Annotated in this window: 18 protein-coding genes; 7 read left to right on the top strand and 11 right to left on the bottom strand. The window is 62.8% G+C overall.

Features of this window, described 5'->3' with window-relative positions; translation table 11 throughout:
• The gene (locus tag AC1D2L_RS23800) at window positions 1–1,203 is read left to right on the top strand and encodes an ABC transporter substrate-binding protein (protein WP_476848382.1); all 1,203 of its coding nucleotides are present in this window, start codon (window positions 1–3) and stop codon (window positions 1,201–1,203) included.
• 393 nt (window positions 1,204–1,596) lie between these two features.
• Here the strand turns inward: AC1D2L_RS23800 and AC1D2L_RS23795 are convergent, their stop codons facing one another.
• From AC1D2L_RS23795 to AC1D2L_RS23760, 8 genes are all read right to left on the bottom strand, one after another.
• A complete protein-coding gene (locus tag AC1D2L_RS23795; protein ID WP_476848381.1) occupies window positions 1,597–2,481 on the bottom strand; it encodes an SMP-30/gluconolactonase/LRE family protein in 885 nt (294 codons plus the stop codon).
• A 6-nt stretch (window positions 2,482–2,487) separates the two neighbouring features.
• Complete coding sequence (locus tag AC1D2L_RS23790; protein WP_476848380.1) at window positions 2,488–3,786, bottom strand: TRAP transporter large permease; 1,299 nt, start codon at window positions 3,784–3,786, stop codon at window positions 2,488–2,490.
• Window positions 3,783–4,286, bottom strand: a complete 504-nt coding sequence (locus AC1D2L_RS23785; protein ID WP_476848379.1) for a TRAP transporter small permease — start codon at window positions 4,284–4,286, stop codon at window positions 3,783–3,785. The genes AC1D2L_RS23790 and AC1D2L_RS23785 overlap by 4 nt, the downstream gene beginning before the upstream one ends.
• 31 nt (window positions 4,287–4,317) lie before the next feature.
• Window positions 4,318–5,307 (bottom strand): TRAP transporter substrate-binding protein DctP, encoded by a 990-nt coding sequence (dctP, locus tag AC1D2L_RS23780; protein ID WP_476848378.1) that lies wholly within the window; start codon window positions 5,305–5,307, stop codon window positions 4,318–4,320.
• 66 nt (window positions 5,308–5,373) lie between these two features.
• A complete protein-coding gene (locus AC1D2L_RS23775) occupies window positions 5,374–6,651 on the bottom strand; it encodes a TRAP transporter large permease (protein WP_476848377.1) in 1,278 nt (425 codons plus the stop codon).
• Between the two features lie 13 nt (window positions 6,652–6,664).
• Entirely contained in the window at window positions 6,665–7,177 is a 513-nt protein-coding gene (locus AC1D2L_RS23770) for a TRAP transporter small permease (RefSeq protein WP_476848376.1), read from the bottom strand.
• A complete protein-coding gene (locus AC1D2L_RS23765) occupies window positions 7,174–8,160 on the bottom strand; it encodes a TRAP transporter substrate-binding protein (RefSeq protein ID WP_476848375.1) in 987 nt (328 codons plus the stop codon). The genes AC1D2L_RS23770 and AC1D2L_RS23765 overlap by 4 nt, the downstream gene beginning before the upstream one ends.
• Window positions 8,161–8,207: 47 nt before the next feature.
• Complete coding sequence (locus AC1D2L_RS23760; protein WP_476848374.1) at window positions 8,208–9,359, bottom strand: mandelate racemase/muconate lactonizing enzyme family protein; 1,152 nt, start codon at window positions 9,357–9,359, stop codon at window positions 8,208–8,210.
• A 112-nt stretch (window positions 9,360–9,471) separates the two neighbouring features.
• Between AC1D2L_RS23760 and AC1D2L_RS23755 the strand changes: the two genes are divergently transcribed.
• Complete coding sequence (locus AC1D2L_RS23755; RefSeq protein WP_476848373.1) at window positions 9,472–10,413, top strand: LysR family transcriptional regulator; 942 nt, start codon at window positions 9,472–9,474, stop codon at window positions 10,411–10,413.
• Here AC1D2L_RS23755 and AC1D2L_RS23750 read toward each other — a convergent pair.
• Entirely contained in the window at window positions 10,358–11,329 is a 972-nt protein-coding gene (locus tag AC1D2L_RS23750) for a LysR family transcriptional regulator (protein WP_476848372.1), read from the bottom strand. The two genes, AC1D2L_RS23755 and AC1D2L_RS23750, sit on opposite strands and share 56 nt — an antisense overlap.
• Between AC1D2L_RS23750 and AC1D2L_RS23745 the strand changes: the two genes are divergently transcribed.
• The 4 genes from AC1D2L_RS23745 to AC1D2L_RS23730 are packed head-to-tail and all read left to right on the top strand — an operon-like array spanning window position 11,256 to window position 15,130.
• Window positions 11,256–12,500: a TRAP transporter substrate-binding protein gene (locus AC1D2L_RS23745; protein ID WP_476848371.1), complete on the top strand. Its 1,245-nt coding sequence runs from the start codon at window positions 11,256–11,258 to the stop codon at window positions 12,498–12,500. The two genes, AC1D2L_RS23750 and AC1D2L_RS23745, sit on opposite strands and share 74 nt — an antisense overlap.
• 28 nt (window positions 12,501–12,528) lie before the next feature.
• Window positions 12,529–13,119, top strand: coding sequence for a TRAP transporter small permease subunit (locus tag AC1D2L_RS23740; RefSeq protein WP_476848370.1), 591 nt, complete (start codon window positions 12,529–12,531; stop codon window positions 13,117–13,119).
• A 5-nt stretch (window positions 13,120–13,124) separates the two neighbouring features.
• Window positions 13,125–14,414 (top strand): TRAP transporter large permease, encoded by a 1,290-nt coding sequence (locus AC1D2L_RS23735; RefSeq protein WP_476848369.1) that lies wholly within the window; start codon window positions 13,125–13,127, stop codon window positions 14,412–14,414.
• A gap of 35 nt (window positions 14,415–14,449) precedes the next feature.
• The gene (locus AC1D2L_RS23730) at window positions 14,450–15,130 is read left to right on the top strand and encodes an HD domain-containing protein (RefSeq protein WP_476848368.1); all 681 of its coding nucleotides are present in this window, start codon (window positions 14,450–14,452) and stop codon (window positions 15,128–15,130) included.
• A gap of 436 nt (window positions 15,131–15,566) precedes the next feature.
• On the opposite strand, the gene AC1D2L_RS23725 is transcribed toward AC1D2L_RS23730, so the two are convergent.
• A complete protein-coding gene (locus AC1D2L_RS23725) occupies window positions 15,567–21,149 on the bottom strand; it encodes a DUF3320 domain-containing protein (protein WP_476848367.1) in 5,583 nt (1,860 codons plus the stop codon).
• Between the two features lie 751 nt (window positions 21,150–21,900).
• Here AC1D2L_RS23725 and AC1D2L_RS23720 point away from each other — a divergent pair.
• Window positions 21,901–22,377, top strand: a complete 477-nt coding sequence (locus tag AC1D2L_RS23720; RefSeq protein ID WP_476848410.1) for a L,D-transpeptidase — start codon at window positions 21,901–21,903, stop codon at window positions 22,375–22,377.
• An 840-nt stretch (window positions 22,378–23,217) separates the two neighbouring features.
• Here the strand turns inward: AC1D2L_RS23720 and AC1D2L_RS23715 are convergent.
• Window positions 23,218–23,343 carry an ABC transporter gene (locus AC1D2L_RS23715; protein WP_476848366.1) on the bottom strand — a complete coding sequence of 42 codons (126 nt, stop codon included), beginning with the start codon at window positions 23,341–23,343 and terminating at the stop codon, window positions 23,218–23,220.
• Window positions 23,344–23,443: the final 100 nt, after the last annotated feature.

Genomic DNA, 23,443 nt, shown 5'->3' with positions numbered 1-23,443 from the left:
ATGAAAGCCATCGCCTTCGGCAGCGCGCTGCTCGCGCTCGCATCGACACCGCTTCGCGCCCAGATCAGCGACGACGTCGTCAAGATCGGCGTCCTCACCGACATGGCCGGCGTGACCGCCGACATCACCGGTAAGGGCTCGGTCATCGCGGCCGAACTCGCGGTGAAGGAGTTCGGCGGCAGCGTGCTCAGCAAGAAGATCGAGATCATCTTCGCCGATCACCAGCACAAGGCCGATGTCGGCACGACGATCGCCAGGCAGTGGATGGACGTCGACAAAGTCGATGCGCTGGTCGATATCCCGAACTCCGCCGTGGCGTTGGCGATCCAGTCGCTGGCCCGCGAAAAGAAGAAGATCGTGATGTATTCGGGCGCCGGCACCACGGCGCTGACCAACGAGCAATGCTCGCCTTACGGTTTCCACTGGACCTACGACACCTATGGCGTCTCGCATGGCACGGCATCGGCCGTGGTCAAGGCCGGGGGCACCTCTTGGTTCATGCTGGCAGCCGACTACGCTTTCGGCCACCAGCTGCAGAAGGACGCCACCGACGTCGTCGAGGCCAATGGCGGCAAAGTCGTGGGTGCCGTGCGCCACCCGCTCAACAACGCCGATTTCTCGTCCTTCCTGCTGCGGGCGCAATCCTCCGGTGCCAAGGTCATCGGCATCGCCAATGCCGGCAACGATACCGTCAACGCGATCAAGCAGGCGGGTGAGTTCGGCCTTGTCGAGCATGGTCAGAGCCTGGCAGCGCTGATCTTCTTCCTGCAGGACGTTCACAGTCTCGGGCTCAAGGCGACGCAGGGAACCTATCTGACGACCGCCTCCTACTGGGATCTCGATGACGCCTCGCGCGCCTGGTCGAAGCAGTTCATGGAACGCGCCGGCATGATGCCCTCAATGCTCCATGCCGGTGTCTACGGCTCCGTGCTGCATTACCTCAAGGCGATCAAGCAGGCCGGGACCGACGATCCAGACACGGTCGCCGCCGCAATGAAGGCGATGCCGATCAACGACGCCTTCACCAAGGACGCAACGATCCGGGCCGACGGCCATGTGATGCGCGACATGTACCTCGCGCGCGTCAAAAAGCCGGCGGATTCCAAGGGGCCCTGGGACTATTTCGAGATCGTGCGCAAGATCGCGCCGGAAGAGACCGTCTGGCCGCTGTCGGAAAGCAAGTGCCCGATGGTGAAGCAGTAAAGGCAAATTTAGAGACTAGCCTGACCGTCGAAAGTGGACGATCAGGCTAAACACGGCCCCTTCGAAAGAGCCAACCGTAGTCATCGGCATTGCCGAGAAGCGCGTATCGTCTAACCCCAAGGCTTCAGTCATTTCGGAAAGCTGACATTGCGGACGTCAGCGTTGGGCCAACTCCACTTGTTCGGCTCACGCGGTCATCGCGCTGCCAGCGCCCGGAGTGAGCAAAGGCCGATTCTAATCGTAGCGTACCGGTCGTTTATCCTTGGAGAGCCCTCCACGCGATCCCTGGCTTGCGACTCCCTCGCTGCAGAATCCCTGGCATCCCGGACAGGCTTTTGTCGGTCGGTTCTCCCGGCGCGTCCGCTTCTCAATCTGCAATGATGGCGAGTTGGGTCAGTCAGGGATATCCGCGACGAGAATTGAGCCTGTTTCGGATTCGGTGATGAACAGATGACGCTCGTCGGCCGAGAACACCATATTGGTCGTGTGGGTTCCGGCGCAGGATTCGATGCGATAAAGCGGCTCCCCGCGCGGACTCATCAGCCAGACGATCCCCAACCCGATATGGGCGATCGCGAGCCGGCCCTTCCGATCGATCGCGAGGCCATCGGGACCGCCGCCGCCCGATAGCTGGACGTAGACGCCAACCTTGGCGACGGTGCCATCCGGCATCAGCGGCACACGCCAGATCGCGTTCGCCCGCGTCATCGCGACGTAAAGCACGCTTTCGTCCGGCGAGAGCGCGAGGCCGTTCGGGCTCGGCCCATTGTCGATCAGGCAGTCGACATGGCCGTCGGTCCTCCGCCGATAGACGCGTCCCGTCGGATCGTGCAAGCCGGTCAAACCCTGGTCGGTGAAGAAGACTTCGCCCTTGCTCGAGACGGTCAGATCGTTCAGCGCTTTCAACCGTTCCAGCCTGACCCGGCTGAGATGCGGAACGACCTCACCCGTCTCTGGATTGAGGCGCACCAATCCGTTCTTGTAGTCCGCGATCAGTAATTCGCCGCTCGGCAGGAGCTTCATGCCGTTGGGCTCGCCGTCATATTCGGCGACGAGGCTGAACGTGCCACCGACGGCGACATGGAAGACGCGCCCCCATGGGATGTCGACGCAGTATAGGCCACCATTGCCATCCAGGACAGGACCCTCAAGCAGCGAATGACCCCAGAGGCTCCCTGGCTGATGCTGATGCCACTCCGAGTTTGCAGCAGGTTTGCGGAACCGGTCAGGCAGCCTGGCGAAGAGGCGGGTCGTCAGAATGGCTGGGGGAGCGAACATATCATTTCACTTCAGCGTCTGCGGCAGCCACAGGGCGATGCCAGGGAAGAAATAAAGCAGGAAGGCGAAGCCGATGATCAGAAAGCAATAGGGCAGTGAGGCCCAGGCCACGTCCGACAGCTTCCGGTCGGGCACGATCGATTGCACTGCGAACAGGTTCAGCCCCATTGGCGGCGTCAGAGCGCCGAGTTCGATGAACACGACCAGGATGATGCCGAACCAGACGATGTCGTACCCGAGCGCAGGCAGCGCCGGATAGAGCAGCGGCACGGTCAGCAGCACGATCGAGAGGCCGTCGATGAACATGCCGACGACGAGATAGATCAGCAGCAGGATGCAGAAGAAGGCGAAAGCCGGCACGTCCAGCGCAGCCAGCCATCCAGCCAATCCGCGTCCGACACCTGACGATACGATGGCGAAGTTCAGGAGTTGCGCGTTGAGCGTGATGAACATCACCACGGCGCTGGTCAGAAGCGCATTGACCACAGCCTTGCGGAAGCGCGCCGCGCTGAGCTCGCGATAGAGCAGCGACATCACGAGCGCGATCAGGCAACCGAAAGCCGAAGCCTCGGTCGGCGTGACGATGCCGAAATACATGCCACCGATGACGGACAAGATCAGCAGCATCACCGGCAGTACGTCGCGCAAAGGCTGGCCCGCGACCTCGGCCGCCACGGCTTCCCGGCTCGGCATCAATCGCGGCGACAGTGTCACGCGGATCGCGACATAGACCGAGAAGATCAGGGCCAGCAGGATGCCGGGAACGACGCCGGCCATGAATAGGTCGACGATCGAGGCCTGCGTGATCGAACCATAGACGATCAGCGGAATGCTGGGCGGGATCAGGATGCCGAGGCAGCCGCCGGCCGTCAGGGTGCCAAGCGTCAACCGGTCATCATATCCACGCGCCCGCATCTCACCGACCGCGACGGTGCCCACTGTCAGCGCTGTGGCGACGGAGGAGCCGGCGATCGCCGAGAAAATCGCGCAGCCAAAAATGTTGGTTTGCGCCAGGCCGCCTGGAATGCGCCGGAACAGCGGCGTGATGCCAGTGTAGAAGCGCGTCGCGATGCCGCCCTGCAGGATGAGCTCGCCCATCAGGATGAAGAGCGGGATCGAGACCAGCGTGAAATTCGTCGCGGTGTTCCAGATGATGTCGCCGAAACTTGGCCAAAGCATCGTGCCCGACACCATCGAGACGCCGACGATGCCGACAAAACCCATGGCCGCACCGATGCTGGCGCCGCCGACGAGACAGCCTCCTAGCAAGGCGAGATAAATCAGCAGCAGATCCGTCCAGTTCATGACTGATCCCCAGCGGGTCCGGCCGCAACGCCGCGCGCCTTGCGCCACGCGGTTTCGATGAAGGCGAGCGCCAGCAGCGCGAAGCCGAGCGGCATCAGCGCCTGAGGCCAGGCAAGCGGCGTCTGCGACATCTCGATCGAGCGCGAGTCGAACTGAAAACTGGTCCAGGCGAGCTTTCCGGTCGCCCAGCACAGCACCGCGCTGACCGCAAGCCCGATTAGCGCGCCAAAAATCTCGGCGGCGCGCTGGAGCATTGGGTTCAACCGTTCGACGATGCCGTCGACGCGCAGGAAGCGCTCGCGCCGCATCGCGGCGACAAGGCAGAGCATGGTGATCGCGCAGAGCCCATAACCCGAAAACTCATCGGACACCTGCGTCGAGCGCGACAACAGCGTACGCGATGCGATTTCGATATTCATGAGCGCGCCCAGCCCGATCAGGATGATCGCGGCCAGGGCGACGAGCCAGCGGTCAAGCCGGTCGAAAAAACGGGTCAGCATGACCGTCGCTCGCCGCCGGGGCGGCGCTCCCTCAGTTGCAGGCGGCCACGGCAGTATCGAGCATTGCTTTGGCCGGCGCGCCGTTCTTGTCGGTCCATTCCTGCCAGATCGGCTTGACCGTCTGCTGCAGCTGAGTGTTTTCCGCAGCGCTGACCTCGCGAAGCTTCACGCCCTTCTCAGCCAGGGTTTTGCGCGCATCTTTGTCGGCCTGGATCAGCTCGGTGCGATAACGCCCCGCCCATTCCTGCGACTTGACCTGCAGTAGCTGCTTCAGGTCGGCCGGCAGCTTGTCGAGCGCAGACTGGTTCACCGCCACGATCTGGTGGGCTAGCGTCAGGTTCAGCATCAGCGCATAAGGCGTGACCTCGTTGAACTTCCAGTCGAGCGCTGGCACGGCGGCCGTGAAGGCGCCGTCGACAACCTTGCGCTGCAGGGCAGGAATGACCTCAGCCGGGGTGATCGAGACGCCGGAACCGCCGAGCAGCCGCATCATCTCGCTCTGCTCGCGGTTCCAGGAGCGGGCCTTCAGGTTCTTGAACGCGTCGAGCGTCTCGACCGGCTTGGTCAGCCAGAGCTGCTGCGGCGGCATCACCCATTGCATGGCGCTGTGGACCTTGAAGCGCTTGCCGAGTTCGTCGTCGATGGCCGGCGCGATCGCGGGCGCGACCTTGTCGTAGAACTTGTCCATCGAGGTGCAGGAGAACGGCATCGACAGGGCATTCAAAGCGGGCACGTCGCCGGCGACGAAGCCGAAGGCGACATCGCCCATCTCGACCTGGTTCTGCGCCACGATACGCAGCACGTCGGCGGCCTTGTAGGGCAGTTCGCCGGAGGCGAAGACGTTGATCTTGAAGCGCCCGCCGCTCGTCTTGCCGATGTCCTCGGCAAAGGCCTTGTGTAGCAGGGTCGGCTTATCGTTGGCAGCGAAGTAGGTGTAGAATTTCCATTCCACATCCGCCGCGTGGGCGATAGTCGCGGAGGTGGCAAGAGCTGCGAGCGCAGTCAGGGTAACGAGACGCATGGTATCCTCCCAAGGATGACGCCGCATTCGCGGTCGTTGCTTTGAACCGCCTCCTGGCGGCAGAAATCAGCGATAGACAAGATCCCGCAAGGCGAGCGAGATCCAGGGCATGTAGGTGATGAGCATCAGGCACGCGAAGACCACACCGATGAAGGGCAGCAGCGACTTGGTCATCCTGTCGAGCGAGATTTTGGCAACCGCGCAAGCCGCGAACAGATTGACGCCGAAGGGCGGCGTGATCATGCCGAGCGCCAGATTGACAACCATGACCATGCCGAAATGCACGGGGTCTATACCGAAGCGCGCTGCCACCGGAGCCAGGATCGGCGCCAGCACGATGATCGCGGCCGAGGTCTCGATGAACATGCCGATGACGAACAGGAAGAGGTTGACCGCAAGCAGGAAGGACCAGCCGCTGTCGAAGGTCGCGATAATATAGGCGCCGATCTGGGCCGGGACGCCGGCACGCGTCAGGAGGAAGCTGAACAGGCCGGCCATCGCGATGATCAGCATGATCACCGAGGACGAGACCACCGATTTGCGCAGGATGACGATGACCGTTGCGAAATCGAGTTCGCGATAGACGAAGCAGCTGACGATCAGCGCGTAGAAAACCGCAACGATCGAGGCTTCGGTCGGGGTGAAGACGCCGCCATAGATGCCGCCGAGGATGATCACCGGCATCATCAGGGCGAGGCCCGCAGCACGCGTTGCCGCCAGCACCTGAATGCGGCCCTCGTGATCGTTTTTGCCGTAGCCCCGGATGCGGCACCACAGCCAGACCGAGAACATCAGCGCCCCGGCGATCAGGATGCCCGGTCCGAAGCCAGCGACGAACAACTCGCCGATCGAGACCTCGGCTGCGACGCCATAGAGGATCATCGGGATCGAGGGCGGGATGATGACGCCAAGTTCGGCTGCGCTCGCCTGCAACGAGGCCGCAAACGAGATCGGATAGCCGTGCTTGACCATGGCCGGGATCAGGATCGCGCCGATGGCGAAGGTCGTCGCCACGCTCGACCCGGAGACCGCGGCGAAGATCATGCAGGTCAGGATGCAGGTACAGGCGAGGCCGCCCTGGACACCGCCGACCAGGCTCTTGGCGAAGTCGACCAGCCGGCGCGAGATGCCGCCCTCGCCCATGAGATTGCCGGCAAGGATGAAGAACGGCACCGCCGCGAGCGGGAACTTGTCGAGCGAGGCGAAGGCCTGCTGTGCCACCAGTACCAGCGGCAGCGGCGTATAGAGCCCCATACCTGCCACGGCAGACAGGCCGACGGCCACAGCCACCGGCACCGAGAGCAGGAACAGCACGCACATCGTGACGAGCATCGTCGCAGTCATGGCAAATAGTCCTTCAGACCGCAGTTTCGAGTTCTTCGCGACGCGGGTCGAAGAAATGCGCGATCACGGCGAGCATCGAGACCAGCGCTCCGGTCGGGATCGCGGCATAGGCGTAGCTGATCGGGATCTCGAGCCCGGCCAGATTCTGGAAGCGGACGCGCCAGACCAGATCGGCGCCGAACCAGAACAAAACCGCCAGCAGCGCGAAGGTCGCCGTCGCGATCGCAGCTTCGAGGAACCGTCGATTGCGGCCGCTGACCAGACGGTAGAGCAGATCAACCGAGACCAGCGAGCCGGCGCGCACCGCCGCGGCCAGACCGAGATAGGCCATCCAGATCAGCAAGCTTCGGATCAGCGGCTCTGACCATGTCGCGGGCTCCTGGAAGACGAAGCGGGTCAGCACCTGGAACAGCCCGACGCAGGCTGCCAGCGCCATCGCCAGGCAACCGGCCGCGAGGCCGGCGCCGGTGACGATGCGTTCGGCTGCCAGCAGCCGCGCCACCGGCCTGGATGGCTGCCCGCTCACTTCTGGTCCTTGATGCGCGCGATCGTCGCCTCGCCGAAGCGCTTGCCCAGCTCGGCGAAGGCCGGCTTGAGCAGGTCCTGGAACTTGGCGGTATCGACCTTCTCGACGACCTGAAGGCCGAGCTTGCGCAACTCCTCGACGCCGGTCTTCTCGACCTTGGCGACCTCGTCCTTGCAGATCGCCATGGCCCGGCGTCCGGCTTCGACGAAGAGCTTCTGATCCTCGGGCGAGAGCGCCTCAAAAGCCCGCGGGGCCATGACGAAGCCGACCGGCGTGAAGGCGTGGTTGGTGATCGTCAGATACTTCTGCACCTGCCCGAATTTGTTGTTCAGGATCGCGCCGATCGGGTTTTCCTGGCCGTCGACGACGCCCTGCTGCAGGGCGGTGAACACCTCCGGCAGCGCCATCGGCGTCGGCAGCGCGCCGAGCGCACGCCAGACCTGGAGATGGATCTGGTTCTCCTGCGTGCGGATCTTCAGGCCCTTGACGTCGTCGGGACCGTTGACGGGGCGGCGGCTATTGGTGAGTTGGCGGAAGCCGATGCCGCCGAAGGCCAGCCCCTGGAGCCCCTTGGCCTTGAATTTGGCGAGAATCTCCTGACCGATCGGCCCGTCCAGCACGGCCTGCGCATGATCGAAATCGCGGAACAAGAAAGGGATATCGAAGACCTGAACCTCGGGCACGAAATTGGCGATGACCGAGGTCGAAGGCACGGTCAGGTCGACAGTGCCGAGCTGGAGGCCTTCCAGCACCTCGCGATCGCCGCCGAGCGCGCCGCCCGGATGCAGCCGGATCTCGATACGGCCATTGGTCTTTGCCTTGATCTCCTCGGCGAAGGCCGTCATCGCAACGCCTTCCGGAGCTGTGACGCGCCCGACGAAGGCGAGGTTGAGCACCTTTGGCTGTTGAGCTGCGACTTCGCCGACGCCGGCAAGGCAGGCCGTCGCGAACAGTGCGGAACTGATGAGAGCTTTCAAACGCATGGTCGTCTCCTCGTGAGTTGCTGCGCCGGTTGTCTCCGGCGCTACGATTAGTTCAGGGTCCAGTGATTGGTGATGAAGGGCTCGAGCTCATCGGGCGCCAGGTCGAGCCCTAGCCCCGGCGCATCAGGAACCGCGATCGAGCCCGAAGAGTCGAGCGGATGACTGGCGAAGGCGGTGCGCAGCGGGTTCTCCGACGGGTCGTATTCGAAGAGCGGCCAGCGCAGACGGCCGCGCTTCTCCGGCAGGCAGGCCGCAAAGTGCAGCGACGCCTGGAAATTTACCACCGAGCCCCAGACATGCGGCACCAGGGCGACCTCAAAAGCCTCGCACAGCGCCGAGATGCGCATGCCTTCCGAAAGCCCGCCGCATAGGCCGAGATCGGGCTGGATGAAATCGAAGACACCAGCCGTGAGATAATCGCGAAAGGCGCGCAGGCCGAACAGCGCTTCTCCGCCGGCCAGCGGAATCGGCGAGGTCGCGGAGAGCCGGCGATAACCCGGAAGATCGTCATGAGCGATCGGCTCCTCGAGCCAGACAGGATCTACCTCGGCGAGCCGCTTGGCGATCGCGCCGGCCCCCTCGACGGTGAAGCCTTCATTGAGATCGACCATTAACGGCATGGCATCGCCGATCTGCTTGCGAACCTGCCACGCCATGGCGCCATCACGAGCCGGCTCGGTGCCCATGCGCAGCTTGATCGCCTTGAAGCCGGTCGAGAGATAACCGGCGATGTCCCTCTCGAAATCGCGATAGGGGTCGGACCCCGGCTTCATGAAGGGGCCGCTGACATAGGCCGGGATCGTCGAGCGCAGCTTGCCGCCGAGCAGCGCGTGCACGGGCTTGCCCGTAATCTGCCCGGCGAGATCCCACAGCGCGACGTCGAGACCGCCGAGCGCCATGGTCGAAATACCGCGCCGATCGTAGCCCAGCTTCGCTGCCATCGCCTGCCAGGCGGCGCGCGGCGTGGTCGCGTCGAGGCCGATCAGCACGGGGGCAAACGTTTCGCGGACCAGCGCTGTGGCGGCCGAGGCGTAGGCCCAGGTCTCGCCCCAGCCAACATGGCCGCAATCGCTCGTCACCCGCAGCAGCAAAGCGCCGCGCCGGTCGAACATCTGGCGCGAATTGCCGACCGTCTCGCTGAGCTGCGCGGTCAGCTCAAACGCGTCGATGCGTATGATCCTGGGAGGCGTGGACAACATTGTGAAGGGCGGGCTCCGGCGATGGCGCCAGCTAAAGCAGCTTTGCAATCACTAATCTAATTGGTTTATCTAGCGAGGAATTGATTGGAATTTCCAAAGTCAGGATAATGCGATGAGGTTCACGATCGCTCAGCTCGAGGCTTTTTTCTGGACCTCCCGACTGGGTTCGCTGAGCCGGGCCGCAGGTCATCTGCATATGTCGCAGCCGACAATCTCGTTGCGGCTGCGCGATCTCGAAAACGCACTCGACATCAAGCTGTTCGCGCGGAACGGTCGCGGGCTGGCCTTGACCGCGGATGGCCTGGCGCTGCTGCCGCGCGCCGCCGCGCTGCTGGAGGAGGCCGACCGCATCATGTTGCAGACCGATCCGGCAGTTGTCACCGGCAGCGTCCGCGTCGGCTTTGCCGAGGGTTTTGCGATGACCTGCCTGCCGGCTCTGCTCGAGACCGTGCGGACCGACTATCCACTGCTGAAGGCGGAATACGTGGTTTCGATCAGCTACGAGTTGGAGCGCCAGCTCAATGAGCGTGACCTCGATCTGGCGGTCCTGGTCAACCCAATCGGCCGACACGGCATGAGGCTGGTGCCGCTGGGCGTTCAGGACACGGCTTGGGTCGCCTCGGTCAAATGGGGGCTCGGCCCCGAGATCAGGCCCGCCGATCTCTATCGCCTGCCGATCGTCAGCAACCAGCCGCGCTCGGCGATGTTTCGCCAGATCAAGGACTGGTTTGCGACGGCCGGCCTCGAACCCTTACGGCACGACCTCTGCAGCAGCGTCGCGGTCATCGGCCACCTCGTCTCGTCGGGCGTCGCGCTCGGCGTTCTGCCGGCCCGTATGATGGAGGCGGAGGTCAAGGCGGGGCTGGTCAGCGTGCTCAGGTCGGTCCCGGAGCTCAACCATGGCAGGGTCTATGCGAGTTACCCCGAGGGCGGCTTGACCGGACCGGTCAGCGCGATGCTGAAGTCGATTCAGAAGGCGCTCGACGCGATCGGTTATCTCAAGGTCGACGTGCCGCAGCCGCCCGCCGGAGCGGGGTCTTCGCCTGGCGGGTGATCGAGGCATCGGCGGCTGCCGGCAAAAGAAACGGCACCTGCTCCAGCACCCGCTGCGCAGCGGCGATGACCGCTTCGATCTCGGGCGTCGCGCCGCCGATGCGGTGGCCGGCGCAGACCGCGGCATGGTCGAAATCCGGTATCGAGCGCAGCTTCACCACGCGCCCGATAGCGAGCGCCGTTTCCATTAGCTTCACCGGAAGAAAGGCCGCAGCGACACCTTCCTGGACCAAATGGGCGATCACCATCTGCCCGGTGCAGAAGTCGAGGCGGCGCGGCTTCACGTCGGCAGCACTGAACCATTCGATGATCTGACGATGCATCGCCGATGGCGGTGGGTTGGACAGGATTTGGCAATCCTGCAGGTCGGCAGGCCGGACAATCGGGCCTAGGCCAAGGCTTGCTGCCGCGACCCACGCGGCCTCCTGCCGCCCGAGCTGGATCAGGCGAATGGCCGCGCCATCGCTGGGATGAACCAGGAATGCAAGGTCGAGTCTGTGCTCGCCGAGTTCCTCCTCCAGCATCGAGCTCGTCGCGACGGAAAGTTCTAGCCGCAGCAACGGGTAACGGGTGGCAAGGTCCTTGAGGATCAAGGGCAGGCAGGCGACCGCAAACGTCTCCGGCAGGCCGACCTTGACTGTTCCGTGCAACGCTTCGGTGGCGCCTGCGCGCTCGCGCATCCGCCCGAGTTCCTCGATGATCGCGATCGCGTGGGAAAAGAGCTGGTCCCCGTCGGTGCTCAGCTTCAGCGTTGGCCCTGACCTGTCGAAGACTTTGACACCTAGCTCATCCTGAAGCGATTTGAGGCGCAAGGAAACCGTAGGCTGCGCCAAATAGAGGTGCTTGGCAGCGGCTTGGACCGAGCCCAGGCGCGCCGTCCAGACGAAGGCTTCGAGTTCCGCGATTGTCGGGCGCATTGAAATTTCCAATATTGCCCCACGAGATAATCCAATTGGATTTATGATTGCAATGCAGCTTACGCTGCTCGCCAGAAGTCGAGTAATCGACCTAGCAGGGGAGCGTGCTATGCAACGATCGATGAAGGTATTGGCCTGTCTGGCGGTTTTCGGGCTGTCGGCTTTGAGCGCGCAGGCGCAGGACTTTCCGAAGATCAATCTCAAGGTGTCCGGCGGAAATCAGACGCAGAACCTGTTTCAGAAAATCTACAAGCCGTTCTTCACCGAAACGCTGCCGGCGCGCACCAATGGCGCGATCACGACGACATTCGGATCGCTGGAAGAGCTCGGTTTGCGCGGACCCGAGGTACTGCGTCTGCTGCGCCAGGGCGTCTTCGATATCTCCGAGGCGACGATGAGCTATATGGCGGGCGAGGACTCGCGCTTCGACGGCCTAGACCTGCCTGGCGTCACCGTCGACATCGCCACGCAGCGCAAGGCCGCCGATGCGTTCCGCCCCGCGCTCGCGAAGGCGCTCGAGGCGAAATACAATACCAAATTACTGAGCATGAGCCCGGTCGCGGCGCAGATGTTCTATTGCAAGGGCGAGATCCAGGGCCTGGATTCACTCCGCGGTAAGGCGGTGCGCACTTTCAACCGCGCGATGTCCCAGATGGTCGAGGGCGCCGGCGGCTCCTCGGTGAACGTGCCCTTCGCCGAAGTCATCCCCGCGATGCAGCGCGGCGTCGCGCAATGCGCGGTCAGCGGCACCTCGGCCGGCAATACGGCGCGCTGGTGGGAAGTGAGCGATCACCTCTATGCGCTGCCGATGGGCTGGTCGATGACCTTCTTCGGCGCCAATCTGAACAGCTGGAAGAAGCTCGACGAGAAGACACGGACGTTCCTCGAACAGCAATTCGCCGAGATGGAAGACCGCATGTGGGCGCAGGCCGGCAGCGACATCCAGGATGGCGTGAACTGCAACACCGGTCTGGGCCCCTGCAAGGATGGCATTGAGGCCATTCCCAAGATGAAGTTCGTCACCGTCTCCGACGCCGACAAGGCCACTGCGCAGAAGATTCTGCGCGAACGCGTGTTGCCCGATTGGGCCAAGCGTTGCGGACCTGAATGCGTCGCCGAGTGGAACGCGACGGTCGGCAAGGTGGCGGGTGTCGAGGCGAGCGCGCAGTAATCCTGCGGCTTCAGCAAGGCGCTTCGTCATGAACGGATTCCACGCGATCGTTGCGGCCATATCGCTTTGGATGGCCCGCATCGGCGGCCTGATGCTCGTCGGCTCCTCGGTGGTGATCACCATGGAAATCCTGGCGCGCAAGGTGATCCACATCCCCTTCAGTGTCGGCACGGAGCTGTCGAGCTATGCGCTCGCCATCTCCGCCAGCTGGTCGTTCAGCTATGCTTTGTTGAACCGCGCGCACGTGCGGATCGATGTGATCAGGAATTGGACGCCGCCGACCATCAGGTTTTGCCTGGATGTCCTGGCGCTCGGCTCGCTCGGCGGCGTCGCCATTATCCTGGCCTGGTTCGCCTGGGACACCGTCGACACCTCGTGGACGCTGAGCGCCCGTGAGAACACCTCGCTCGGCACGCTGCTCGTGATCCCGCAGGGGCTCTGGTTCATCGGGCTGACCTGGTTCGCCTTCGTCTGCGTGGAGCAGCTCGCGCTGGTTGCGCTCGCCCTCATGCGGGGCGACCAGACTGCCGCAGCCGCGATCGTGACGACGCCCGACGTCGCCGACGAGATCGACGAGGCCCTCGAGGCCGTCGACGCCCAGCCCGTGATCGCGAGGTAGCCGCCATGGTCCCGACCTCGCTTGGCCTCCTGATCCTGCTGCTCGGCCTCAGCATTCCCGTCGGTGCAGCGCTTCTGCTGCTGGCATTGTCGCTGGGCGCGGCGTTCTCGCCGATGCCGATCTACCTCGCTATGGGCGAGGTCATCTGGTCGGCCTCGACAAATGCCATTCTGGTCAGCGTGCCGCTCTTCGTACTGCTCGGCGAGATCCTGCTGCGCTCAGGCATGGCCGACCGGCTCTACAGCTCGATGAGCCATTGGCTCGCCTGGCTGCCGGGCGGTCTGATGCATGCCAATATCGGCGCCTCGATGGTTTTCGCGGCGACCTCCGGCTCAAGCGTCGCGACCGCCGCCACGATCGGGACGGTCGCGACCCCCGTGATCAAGACCTATGGCTATGGCGAGAGGCTCTTCCTCGGCACCATCGCGGCGGGCGGGACGCTCGGCATCCTGATCCCGCCCTCGATCAACCTGATCATCTATGGCTGGCTGACGCAGACCTCGGTGCCACAGCTCTATCTCGCCGGCTTCGTGCCCGGCATCGTGCTCGGCCTGATCTTCATGGCGACGATCCTGATCTGCTGCCTCATCCGGCCGGAATGGCGCGGCCGCACGATCGAAACCTCCTGGAAGGAGCGTGTCGAAAGCCTGGGCGGGCTCGTCCCGCCGGGAACCATCTTCCTGATCGTGATCGGCAGCATCTATGCGGGGCTCGCGACGCCGACGGAATCGGCCGCACTCGGCGTCGTCGTGGCGATCGGACTGGCGGCGATCAACGGCAAGCTGTCCGTCAAGATGATCCTCGAGGCCCTGGACGGCACGATGCGGACATCGGCGATGATCATGCTGATCGTCGCCTCGGCCTTCTTCCTGAATTTCGTGCTCTCGGCGATCGGCCTCGTCGGCGCGCTGAACAGCTTCATCACCGGCCTCGGGCTGGGGCCCACCGGCACGCTTGTCGCGATCATCATCTTCTACCTGATCCTCGGCTGCTTCATGGAGCCGTTGCCGATGATGATCGTGACGATCCCCATTATCGTTCCCGTCGTGGTTCAGGCCGGTTTCGACCCGGTCTGGTTCGGGATCATGGTCGTCCTGCTCTGCGAGACCGCGATGATCACGCCGCCGGTCGGGGTCAATCTCTACGTCGTGCAGGGCGTGAGAGGCCGCGGCGTCATCAGCGACGTCATCCTCGGCGTCCTCCCCTTCATCGGAAGCCTGCTCGTGATGATCGTTCTGATCATCGTTGCGCCCAGCATCGTGATGTGGCTGCCGCGCCTGATCGGCGCGCAGTGACACCCATCAAAATCGTCTGAAATTCGGAGTTCCAAGTGACTTATTCCCGAACCGTAACGCTGCGCGGCCAATCGATCGAGATCACGCAGGCCAAGCGCGCGGCCCGTGTCGCCGAGATGCCGGAGATCGAATGGATCGAGGATCGCGATCTCCGCGACAAGGTGATCGATGCCTGGGTCGCAGCCCTCGAAGCGCATGGCTTCACGCAGATCGGCGAGATGAAGCCCTCTGGAAACTACGATTCGAACCCGCTGCTCACCGGCACGCAATGCGACCACATGCGCTCGGTCTGCCGGCTGGCTCTGAAGAGCGCCGAGGAGATGGCAGGTCTCTTCCCGAACTTCCGCTACAACCGCGATATTCTCATCGCCGGCGCGCTCTGCCACGACATCGGAAAAGTCTGGGAGTTCCAGCCCGACAATGTGAAGCGCTGGAAGGCCGATCCCTATGCCGTCGGATTTCCCTCCGTGCGCCACCCCGGCTACGGCGTCTTCATCTGCTTCAGCATGGATCTGCCGGAGGCCGTCGCGCATATCGCGGCGGCGCATTCGGCCGAAGGCGAGCTTCTGGAGCGCAGTCTGGAGAATACCATCGTCCACTGGGCCGACGTGACGTTCTGGAAGGTCGTGCAGGCCGGGCGGCAATTCGCCGATACCGACACCTGGCTCGATGGCCTGACGGGCGGTGTCAGCGGACAGCCAAAACCCGCTGAATAAAATAATAAAGATCTGCCGTAGTATCCGCCTCGAAATTGAAACGCGATTGCCCAAAAGCGGACTTTGCGAAGGTCGGCTAAGGGCCCATCGCCAGCCGATCGTTCGGGCGAGATGCGCCATTAGCTGCCGGCCGTAGTCTGCCCAGAAGCGGACTTTCTAGGTGAGCTTGCGCGCGACCACTATCGCCCTGTTTCAACGTTCCGTTACGCGGGCAAGCCATCGCCGCCGATGTCCGGCCGTAGCGGCGCTTCCGGGCGACGAAGCCAAGAGCCTAGCTAGCCCTCTTCCTGAAGTCTCGGGTTTTAACCTGATCGTGTCGAGGTGGAGATCGGAGATGTAGATGCCCTAAAACACGATGACCCTGTTGGGAGGTCCCGTCTGGTCGCAGTCGATGAATCTGGCTCTGGATCTGCGCGGCATCGAGAAGGCTCCATGATCAGGAGGGCGCTGTCAGTGAGTCCACAGCTGCGGCGCCAGCCGCAATCCCAACCATGAGGAGATCACCGGAACGCGTCAGCTGTCCCTGCTCCACCATGGCATGGACCTGCGAGGCGACTGTATCGCGCGCTACGGCGCTAGCGGCCTTGAACCCGAAGGCCCGCAACGTGGCGACGGCGACCTCGTCGTCGGTTGCTCCCAGATGGTCCGTTACGACTCCTAAGATCGCGACGCGCATCTCAGACGGCGGCAACATCTCCGGCTTCCGAACGGAGGTCGACGTCACGATGGAGCGGTCACGCACCCGAGGAGTTCGACCCGGAATTGCTAAAAATCCTCCCTCGTCGACGATAGACTTCTGAGCTTGCGCTGCTGCGGCTGCCCGCTCGACGCTTGACTGTATCCGGCCGCCGGATCGCTGAAGACGCCAGGCACTCCGGATCCGCGCCGTGACCTCGTCGATGTGCACAGGACCTTCCTTGTCAACCACCTCGACGACCATCGCCGCCAAGGTGCCGGTCGGCGTTTCGTGCAGCTCCATGCCGAGGGCATGCCGCGGCACCTCGGGAACGTGCTCGACATAAGCCCGGCTCTCGGCGCCGGTCTCAGCGTGGACAAGTCCGATTTCCGTCACGTCCGCTCGTTCGACAGTCACTATCTCGACTGGAGTCGCACGACCGTGGCGAACACCAGACGTCTCTCGGGACGTCAGCTCGTCCTTCGCCGCCTCGATCGCCGCGACAGCGCGATCCAACTGCTCGTTCGGGCGATGGAACCAATCGGTGCTCCAGATGCGGTGAATTGTCCAACCATGGTCCTCGAGGACGGCCTGACGCAGACGGTCCCGCTCCCGCGCTGAACGCGATTCATGATAAGGCGCGCCGTCACATTCGATTCCCAGGACATACCGCCCAGGGCGCGACGGGTCAGACACGCCCAGATCGACGAAGAAGCCCGCGATGCCGACTTGCGGATGGACGTGATAGCCGCGATCCGACAGGGCGCGCGCGACCTGCTCCTCGAAGACGCTGTCGTGGTCCCGTCCGCTGATTTGAGCCATCGACAATCGCCCAGTCCGCGCGAAATGTAGAAAGAGCTTGAAGGCGAATATGCCCTTGCCCTTGCCACGCTCCAAGTCGATGTCCTCGTCCGTGATGGAGGCGTAAACCTCGCAGCGGCGTTTCGCGCGGCTGATGAGGACGTTCAGACGTCGCTCACCCCCCTCGGCCCCAAGCGGACCGAACCGCATCGCCATATAGCCCTGAGCGTTGCGTCCGTACCCGACTGAAATGATGATGACGTCACGTTCGTCGCCCTGAACATTCTCTAGGTTCTTCACGAAAAACGGCTCGGCAGGATGCGCGTGGAAGAAGGGCTCGGTGTCGGGGTTGAGGCGGCGAAGGGACTCGAGCTCATCTTGTATGGCCCGTCTCTGGCTGACCGAGAAGGCGGCGACGCCGAGTGACATGGCGGGCTCGCTCTTCGCGTGCCGTATAATGGCTTCGGCGACGGCCCTCGCTTCGACTTTGTTCGCGTTCGTGTTGCCGCTGTCGAAGACGCCATCAGGGAAGTGGTGGAAGCGGAGGCCCATGCCCGCCTCCGCCGTATAGGGGCTCGGCACAATATACAGCTTGTTCTCATAGAACTGGCTGTTTGAGACTGCGATCAGCGATTGGTGACGGCTGCGATAGTGCCACCTTAGCATTCGCTGCGGCAATCCTCGCGCCGTGAAGAGGCCGAGGATGCTCTCGATGTCGGCGACCTGGGCCGCGTCGTCCTCGTTATCTTCGTTCCCGGATCCGGTGAGCTTCGAGAAGAAGCGCGTTGGCGGAAGCTGCCTCTCGTCCCCGACAACGACCACCTGTCGAGCGCGAGCGACTGATCCCAACGCGTCTACCGGCGCGATCTGACTGGCCTCGTCCATGACGAGGAGATCGAACTCAAGCACACCGGGAGCCAAAAACTGGGCGACCGAGAGCGGGGACATCATCATCACAGGCTTGAGCGCCTGAATGGCCGATCCGGCCCGCTGGACCAGTTGTCGGATTGGCATGTGCCCTCGGCGGCGCGCCATCTCAGCGCGCAGCGTCCCGAGGGCGCCGATCCCGCCGGCTCCTTGCGGTATTCCGGAGTGGTGACGGCGAGCGACCTGGAGGCTTGCGGCGGCGATCCGTTGGCGGTCGAGGGAAGCGAACTCTGCGACGAGACGGGCGTGCAACTCCCCATCGAAGCGGCCCAAGGCCGGATCAGCGCGAACCTGGGCCGCATACATCGTCTCGAAGTACGCCATTTCGAATGCCGGAACGGCTTCCATCGGGCTAATGCGTCCGTCCTCAAGCCGCTCGATAACAGGTTGGAGCCCGAGTTCCCGGGCTCGGTTGGATCGCTCGCGATAGGCAACCCACTTCGACATCCCCTCGATTGAAGAGCTCCACTCGGAAAGCTGGCGAGAGAGATCCTCGAAAGAAACCCGGTAGATGTCTGACCGACCGAATGGTGCTGGCGGGACGATCGCGAGATCCGCGAGCAAGGACGACAACTTCGCCTCGACGGATTTTGCCTCTTCCAAGGCCACTTTGGCGCGATCGGCGAGCGCGGCCCTGTCTCGTATCCGGGCGGCGAGAGCCGCGAGGGAACCGCGTGACGACATCCACGACACAGCCCTCTCTAGCTCGTCCCAGGATGATCCGAGGCCTCGCCACAGCGACCCGAAAGCCGCACTTCCCAGTTGCCCGGTCTGTTCGACAACCTCGCGCGCGCCTTGGGCGACTTGGATCTTTCGCAGAAGGTCAATTTTGGCCGATACGGGTACTGACGCATCAGCGAGCACGGAACTCACGAGCGTGTCTGCGTCGCGGATCGCGGTCGCCCTCTTCGCGATGAACTGCAGTTCTCCGTCGAAGTCGACGTCGCGAAAGGCATCCCAGGCAACGGCTGATAGCGCGCGCGCCTTGCTGACCGCATCGACCAGCCGTTCGGCCCTTAGGGCTAAATCAGACCGGACCGGAACGCGGCTGGCGATCAAGCGAGGCTCTGCGCCGAGCCCTCTGAGCGTGCGCATCCAGTCGACCAACGCGCGTAGAGGGCGCGGATCGGATCTATCTCCGCGCCAGTCGGGCCCGAAGGCTGAGCGACCAAACCCGTCATCACACGCGAGTTGCTCAGCGGCGGCCTTCCCTTTTGCCAGGGCATCCAGGGCACCAAGTGTTGCCGTCAAGGAGCTACCTGGGTTCTTCATCACCGATGCGACGAGCCGGTTGGCCTGCCGCCACTCTCCGGAAAGGAAGCGAGTCAGCCCTGTTCCCTTCGTTGCGAGGATGTGCCGCGCGCCCGACAGATCGGTTACCCAAGCCGCGTCCGCCAATTGACCATCCGTTTCCGAGCGAGCGGACAAGAGCCGGTCGAGCGCATCAACGAGATCGCCTGCTTGCTCGACCCCTCGCTCCCAAACCGTAGCGGCGAAAGCCTCTGGACTGGCATCCGGAGCGGCGGCCACGCGGGTGCCGAGCGCGACCAGCCGCTCGACGCTGGCCATGGTCCCGACCTGCTCAGAGCTCCCGAGTCGCTGCTTGAGAGATCCAGCGTCCTCGATGAGCCGTGGCAGCAGGAGCGCCAGCTCATTCACCGCTTCTAGGGCCTCGAAGGACGTATCCCCGGGTAGCGCAGCGAGTACCTCTTTGGCCTCGACGACATCGGTCCGCCAAGCTGGCTCGCGAATCCGCCCAGATAATTCGACGTTGAGCCGTGCCTGCAGTGCTCCGACGCCGACCAACCTGTCAATGGCCTCGCTATTCGACCTCCAGGTGTCTGAAAGGAAGGCATCTGCTTCTAGGTCCGGCGCGTCCGCCAGTTGGGCTGCCACTTCGTCGGCCCGGGCCATCACCGAGAGGCTGTCTGCCGCGTCGAGTTCGAGCTCGGCCGCTAGCGCCTCGGCATCCTCACGTCTGCGGGCAAGATCGTCAGCGAGTTGAGTAATCCGAGGCTTGAGGCGCTCGACTTCCGTGGGAAGGATGGTCTCGAGACCGACGTGCCGCCATGGGTTCTTATTCGGCAGGCCGATGTCTTCGATGCGCTGGCACAGTTCGGCCAGGAGGCTCTCCCGGCGCCGGATGTCCTCCCGTGTCCAAGCGGAGGCGTTCGGGAGATTGACGTCCGAAGGCTTGTGGCCGTCCTGCCGGAGGCGGATGAGCTGCCCTAAGGTCTCAAAGGGCGTGCGGCCCGTCACGCGATCGCGCTGATGGAGCCTTGAGGCGTGGTCATTTAGATGATCCCGCGCTTCGACCAGGCGCGATAGCAGCGTGTCGAGCGCAGCGCCCCGCGGCGCGCCGAGCTCCCATGTTCTGCGCAACTCTTCCAAGATCGCGCGCTTATTCGCCTTGTTGCTGTGAAGCTCGAGGCAGCAATCCCCGACGCCAGCTGTATCGAGACGCCGCTTGACTACTTCGAGAGCGGCCATCTTTTCGGCGACGAAGAGAACGGTCTTTCCATCGGCAACCGCGGACGCGATAACGTTGGCGATTGTCTGGGACTTCCCAGTGCCAGGCGGGCCTTGGATAACGAGGTCCTGCCCCCGGCGAACCTCGTGAATTGCGGCCATCTGCGAGGAGTCGCAGTCGACGATGTGGAGCATCTCTGCTGGAGAGACGTGAGGGTCGAGCGGCCCCTCCTCTGGGAGCAGTCCTGTGCCGGCCTGAAAGCCGTCCGATAAGAGGCCTCGGATAAGAGGCTTGTCGGCAAGCCTGGAATTCGACGGCCAGTTGGCAGGGTCAAGGTCCCGGTACATTAGGAACTTCGCGAACGAGAAGAACCCCAGCACAATGTCGTCGGGGAAGACCTCCCACCCTGGTTTCGCCGAAACCGACGCCTTCACGTCAGCAGCATACCCGGCAATGTCAGCATCGTCTCCAAGATCGGGCGCTGGAAGCCTGATGCCGTGGACCCTCTCCAGCAGGAGCTCCAGCGACAGGTTCGTAGCAAGGTCGTCTCCGCGCCATTTCAACCTAAAACGCTCAGATGCAGTCCCGCGCTCAAGCAAGACCGGGACGAGGACGAGCGGCGCGTACCGCTCGTTCTTCGCGTTATTTGGATCGATCCACTTCAACGTGCCGAGCGCCAAGAACAGGATATTTACGCCCTGCTCCTCCTCGAGCGTGCGAGCGTCATAACTCATTTCGAGCAGACGCTTCTGCAGCCCTTCTGCCGTCAGGCGCGTCTGGAGTCGCGTGTCGGCGTGCCTTGAAGAGACGCCGCGCTCGTCGACGGAATCTTCAATCGGCGGCAGCGCAACGGCGGCTACCGGTTCGCCTTCATCCTGGCCATGCTCGGTTGCACGGCCTGGCAGAAATGAAAATGTCCGGGCTTCTTTCACCAGCAGACGGTGGATCTCGGCGGCTTTTTCGTCGACGACCTCTAGGATCCGTGCAGCACGGGCAGATCTCGGAATATTGAGGAGCCGGTTGTTGGCGGAAAGATCAAGGAGTTCGGTACGAGCGCGTTCTAATTTCACCTCGGTTGGGAGATCGGATCGCATGAGTGAAGGTTGGCTTGCACCGCTCTCGAAAATTTGTCTGCTGTTGTCCATGACCATCCCACGCGCGTAGGTTGATAAGACACTGGCGCGCAGCAATTCGTCTAGTGGCGTGGCTCGCACTTTCGACCGATGCGAACTTGACGCGACTACAGCAGGTGTTTGCTGCGATACGGGTCCGTCTTGAAGGCCGGGCTTGTCGCAATCCTGGATGCATCGCAAAGTTGCGCCATAAGCAGACTCTGGGCTGCCGCCCCGAACCAGACATCCACAGGCGCGCCTCCGAGGTCTGCTGGCGACCCATCTGAGACATTTGCGGTTTACCGCGTAACGGTCATGGGTTGGCCCCTCGCTGACGTCTGGAACGTCCGCTTTCCGGCAATCCAGCTCACGCGGCGACACGATGGCCGAAGCTGCCCCTTGGGGCATTAGGAACGGCCGCATTCTGGTTATCTGACCGAGTGGCAATCCAAACGCTCACTGATAATGCCGACCGCACTAGTCGATCTCAGTCATAACTCAACGCTCAACGCTGTTCTCAGAGAGGCCGGTCGCAAATGATGGGCAACTGGACCTGAGGGACGGCGGAGCTCTCCGATGCCAGCCAGCACGCGATTTGCAGTCGCCGCGCATTACGTTCGTTATATAATCAAAGATCAAAACTCTGAAAAATGCAGCTTCGCTTTTACAATAGGTAAGGCGTTTGGGGATACGAGGCTAGGCTAGCAGCTTGGCCTAGCCGAGTAAGTGTCTAGCAGGCGGGGTGAATGAAATGCGCGATGGCGGAGCCTTGTTGTTGGCACTCATGCTGGTGTCGCCTTTCGCGGCCTCGCCTGCCAGCGGCCGGGAAATCGTCGCCTACATCGGCAAGGAAGAGCCAGGGTCTATCGTCATCCGTACGAAGGACAGGCGACTGTATCTCATTCTGGAAGACGGCAGGGCTATTCGATATCGCGTAGCGGTCGGAAAATCAGCGAAGCAATGGCTGGGGACGGTTCAGATCGAGGGCAAGTATGTTGAGCCAGCCTGGTCGCCGCCGGACGAAATAAAGCGTGACAACCCGAATATTCCCGACGTCATAGCGGGCGGCTCCCCGCGGAATCCCATGGGGGCCAGAGCAATGACGCTTTCCGGTGGCGGGCAATACGCCATTCACGGAACGAACAGACCCGAATCGATCGGGACTTTTGCGTCTTATGGGTGTTTTCGAATGTACAATGACGACATCATCGACCTGTTTGGCCGCGTTCGGGTGGGAGCTCCTGTCATAGTGCTGCGATAAGGTCGATAACGAGGCATGCGGCGTCGTTCACGCGGCTTTCACAGTCTACCGAACGCCGTGCGATGAAAATTGAGGCTCGGAAAATTTACGAAAGTTGAGACCGCGAAGACTCGAAATGTAATCAGACGGGTATAGCATCGTATTATCTGGCGCGATCATGCCCATGAATGTCGCAACTTCTCCAACCCAGCGATTGCAATTATATAGAACGGCGTGCCACATCGTTGCCGTCCGTTGCTTTTTCTTGATGTAAGCTAGGACCCTCCGATACTGGGCGTCGTCTAGCACCACGCGAAAGCGATTGGAGATGTACTGATCCTCGGTGTCGCCATCGCTGGCGCCCGTTTCAGCCGGGACCGGCACGACGTGCCCAACAGACCAGAGTTGCGGCCCATCACCTGCCGGGTGGAGGCCGGCTACCTGATCTGCCGTTACCGGACCGACTTCACCCCTGGCATTGAGGCGCCCGTGAACCAGAAATGTGTGCCCATAGCTCAGGGCGTAGCGGGAGCGAAACTCGACATAGTAGCGCGCTCTCTCGCGCGAGGCGGATGGCGAGCGTGGGGCAGACGCCACTTGCGTCGATGTGCCCGCATGGCTTCCGTACTCGCCCCCGGCAGGGTCTCGCGCCATCGCAGTGCCGGGGCCAAACGTCAGCAGGGCGCTCGCTAGTCCGTAAGCGAATAGGAAAGAGCGGAATGAAGAGGTTGTGGCAAACTGCATCACAGGCTCCGATCACGCTCAGCGCTCTGGCGCCCGCTCTCAACAGCCCGAACGTCGCGCGCGCTATTGCAAAGGAGAAAGCGGCCGAGATGTCGACCGCTTTCTTTATAGACGTTGCTAGCCCTTGGTTACGATGGGGGCATAAGCGGGAGGCGGAGCCTTACCCTTGCCCTTACCGATGGAAGCACACCCGCCGACGCTAATGAGTGCAACAGCTACCGCCAACACTACGATCTTTTTCATCGGTTCGCCCTCGGTTAAACAGGCCCACTTTCAGGTCAGCGCAATCGTCATTCTAGTGCAACTGCGCAACATGGTGCCGAAAAATACGAGTTATCGTGCG

The organism is Allobosea sp. P1_B10 (assembly GCF_056406735.1).
The sequence above is the reverse complement of the archived record's forward strand: the minus strand, read 5'-3'. Positions and strand labels throughout refer to the sequence as shown.

Bases quoted from the DNA above. Each gene is read 5' to 3' on its own strand.
- AC1D2L_RS23800 (WP_476848382.1), top strand. From the start codon at position 1: ATGAAAGCCATCGCCTTCGGCAGCGCGCTGCTCGCGCTCGCATCGACA.
- AC1D2L_RS23795 (WP_476848381.1), bottom strand. From the start codon at position 2,481: ATGTTCGCTCCCCCAGCCATTCTGACGACCCGCCTCTTCGCCAGGCTG.
- AC1D2L_RS23790 (WP_476848380.1), bottom strand. From the start codon at position 3,786: ATGAACTGGACGGATCTGCTGCTGATTTATCTCGCCTTGCTAGGAGGC.
- AC1D2L_RS23785 (WP_476848379.1), bottom strand. From the start codon at position 4,286: ATGCTGACCCGTTTTTTCGACCGGCTTGACCGCTGGCTCGTCGCCCTG.
- dctP (WP_476848378.1), bottom strand. From the start codon at position 5,307: ATGCGTCTCGTTACCCTGACTGCGCTCGCAGCTCTTGCCACCTCCGCG.
- AC1D2L_RS23775 (WP_476848377.1), bottom strand. From the start codon at position 6,651: ATGACTGCGACGATGCTCGTCACGATGTGCGTGCTGTTCCTGCTCTCG.
- AC1D2L_RS23765 (WP_476848375.1), bottom strand. From the start codon at position 8,160: ATGCGTTTGAAAGCTCTCATCAGTTCCGCACTGTTCGCGACGGCCTGC.
- AC1D2L_RS23760 (WP_476848374.1), bottom strand. From the start codon at position 9,359: ATGTTGTCCACGCCTCCCAGGATCATACGCATCGACGCGTTTGAGCTG.
- AC1D2L_RS23755 (WP_476848373.1), top strand. From the start codon at position 9,472: ATGAGGTTCACGATCGCTCAGCTCGAGGCTTTTTTCTGGACCTCCCGA.
- AC1D2L_RS23750 (WP_476848372.1), bottom strand. From the start codon at position 11,329: ATGCGCCCGACAATCGCGGAACTCGAAGCCTTCGTCTGGACGGCGCGC.
- AC1D2L_RS23740 (WP_476848370.1), top strand. From the start codon at position 12,529: ATGAACGGATTCCACGCGATCGTTGCGGCCATATCGCTTTGGATGGCC.
- AC1D2L_RS23735 (WP_476848369.1), top strand. From the start codon at position 13,125: ATGGTCCCGACCTCGCTTGGCCTCCTGATCCTGCTGCTCGGCCTCAGC.
- AC1D2L_RS23725 (WP_476848367.1), bottom strand. From the start codon at position 21,149: ATGGACAACAGCAGACAAATTTTCGAGAGCGGTGCAAGCCAACCTTCA.
- AC1D2L_RS23720 (WP_476848410.1), top strand. From the start codon at position 21,901: ATGCTGGTGTCGCCTTTCGCGGCCTCGCCTGCCAGCGGCCGGGAAATC.
- AC1D2L_RS23715 (WP_476848366.1), bottom strand. From the start codon at position 23,343: ATGAAAAAGATCGTAGTGTTGGCGGTAGCTGTTGCACTCATTAGCGTC.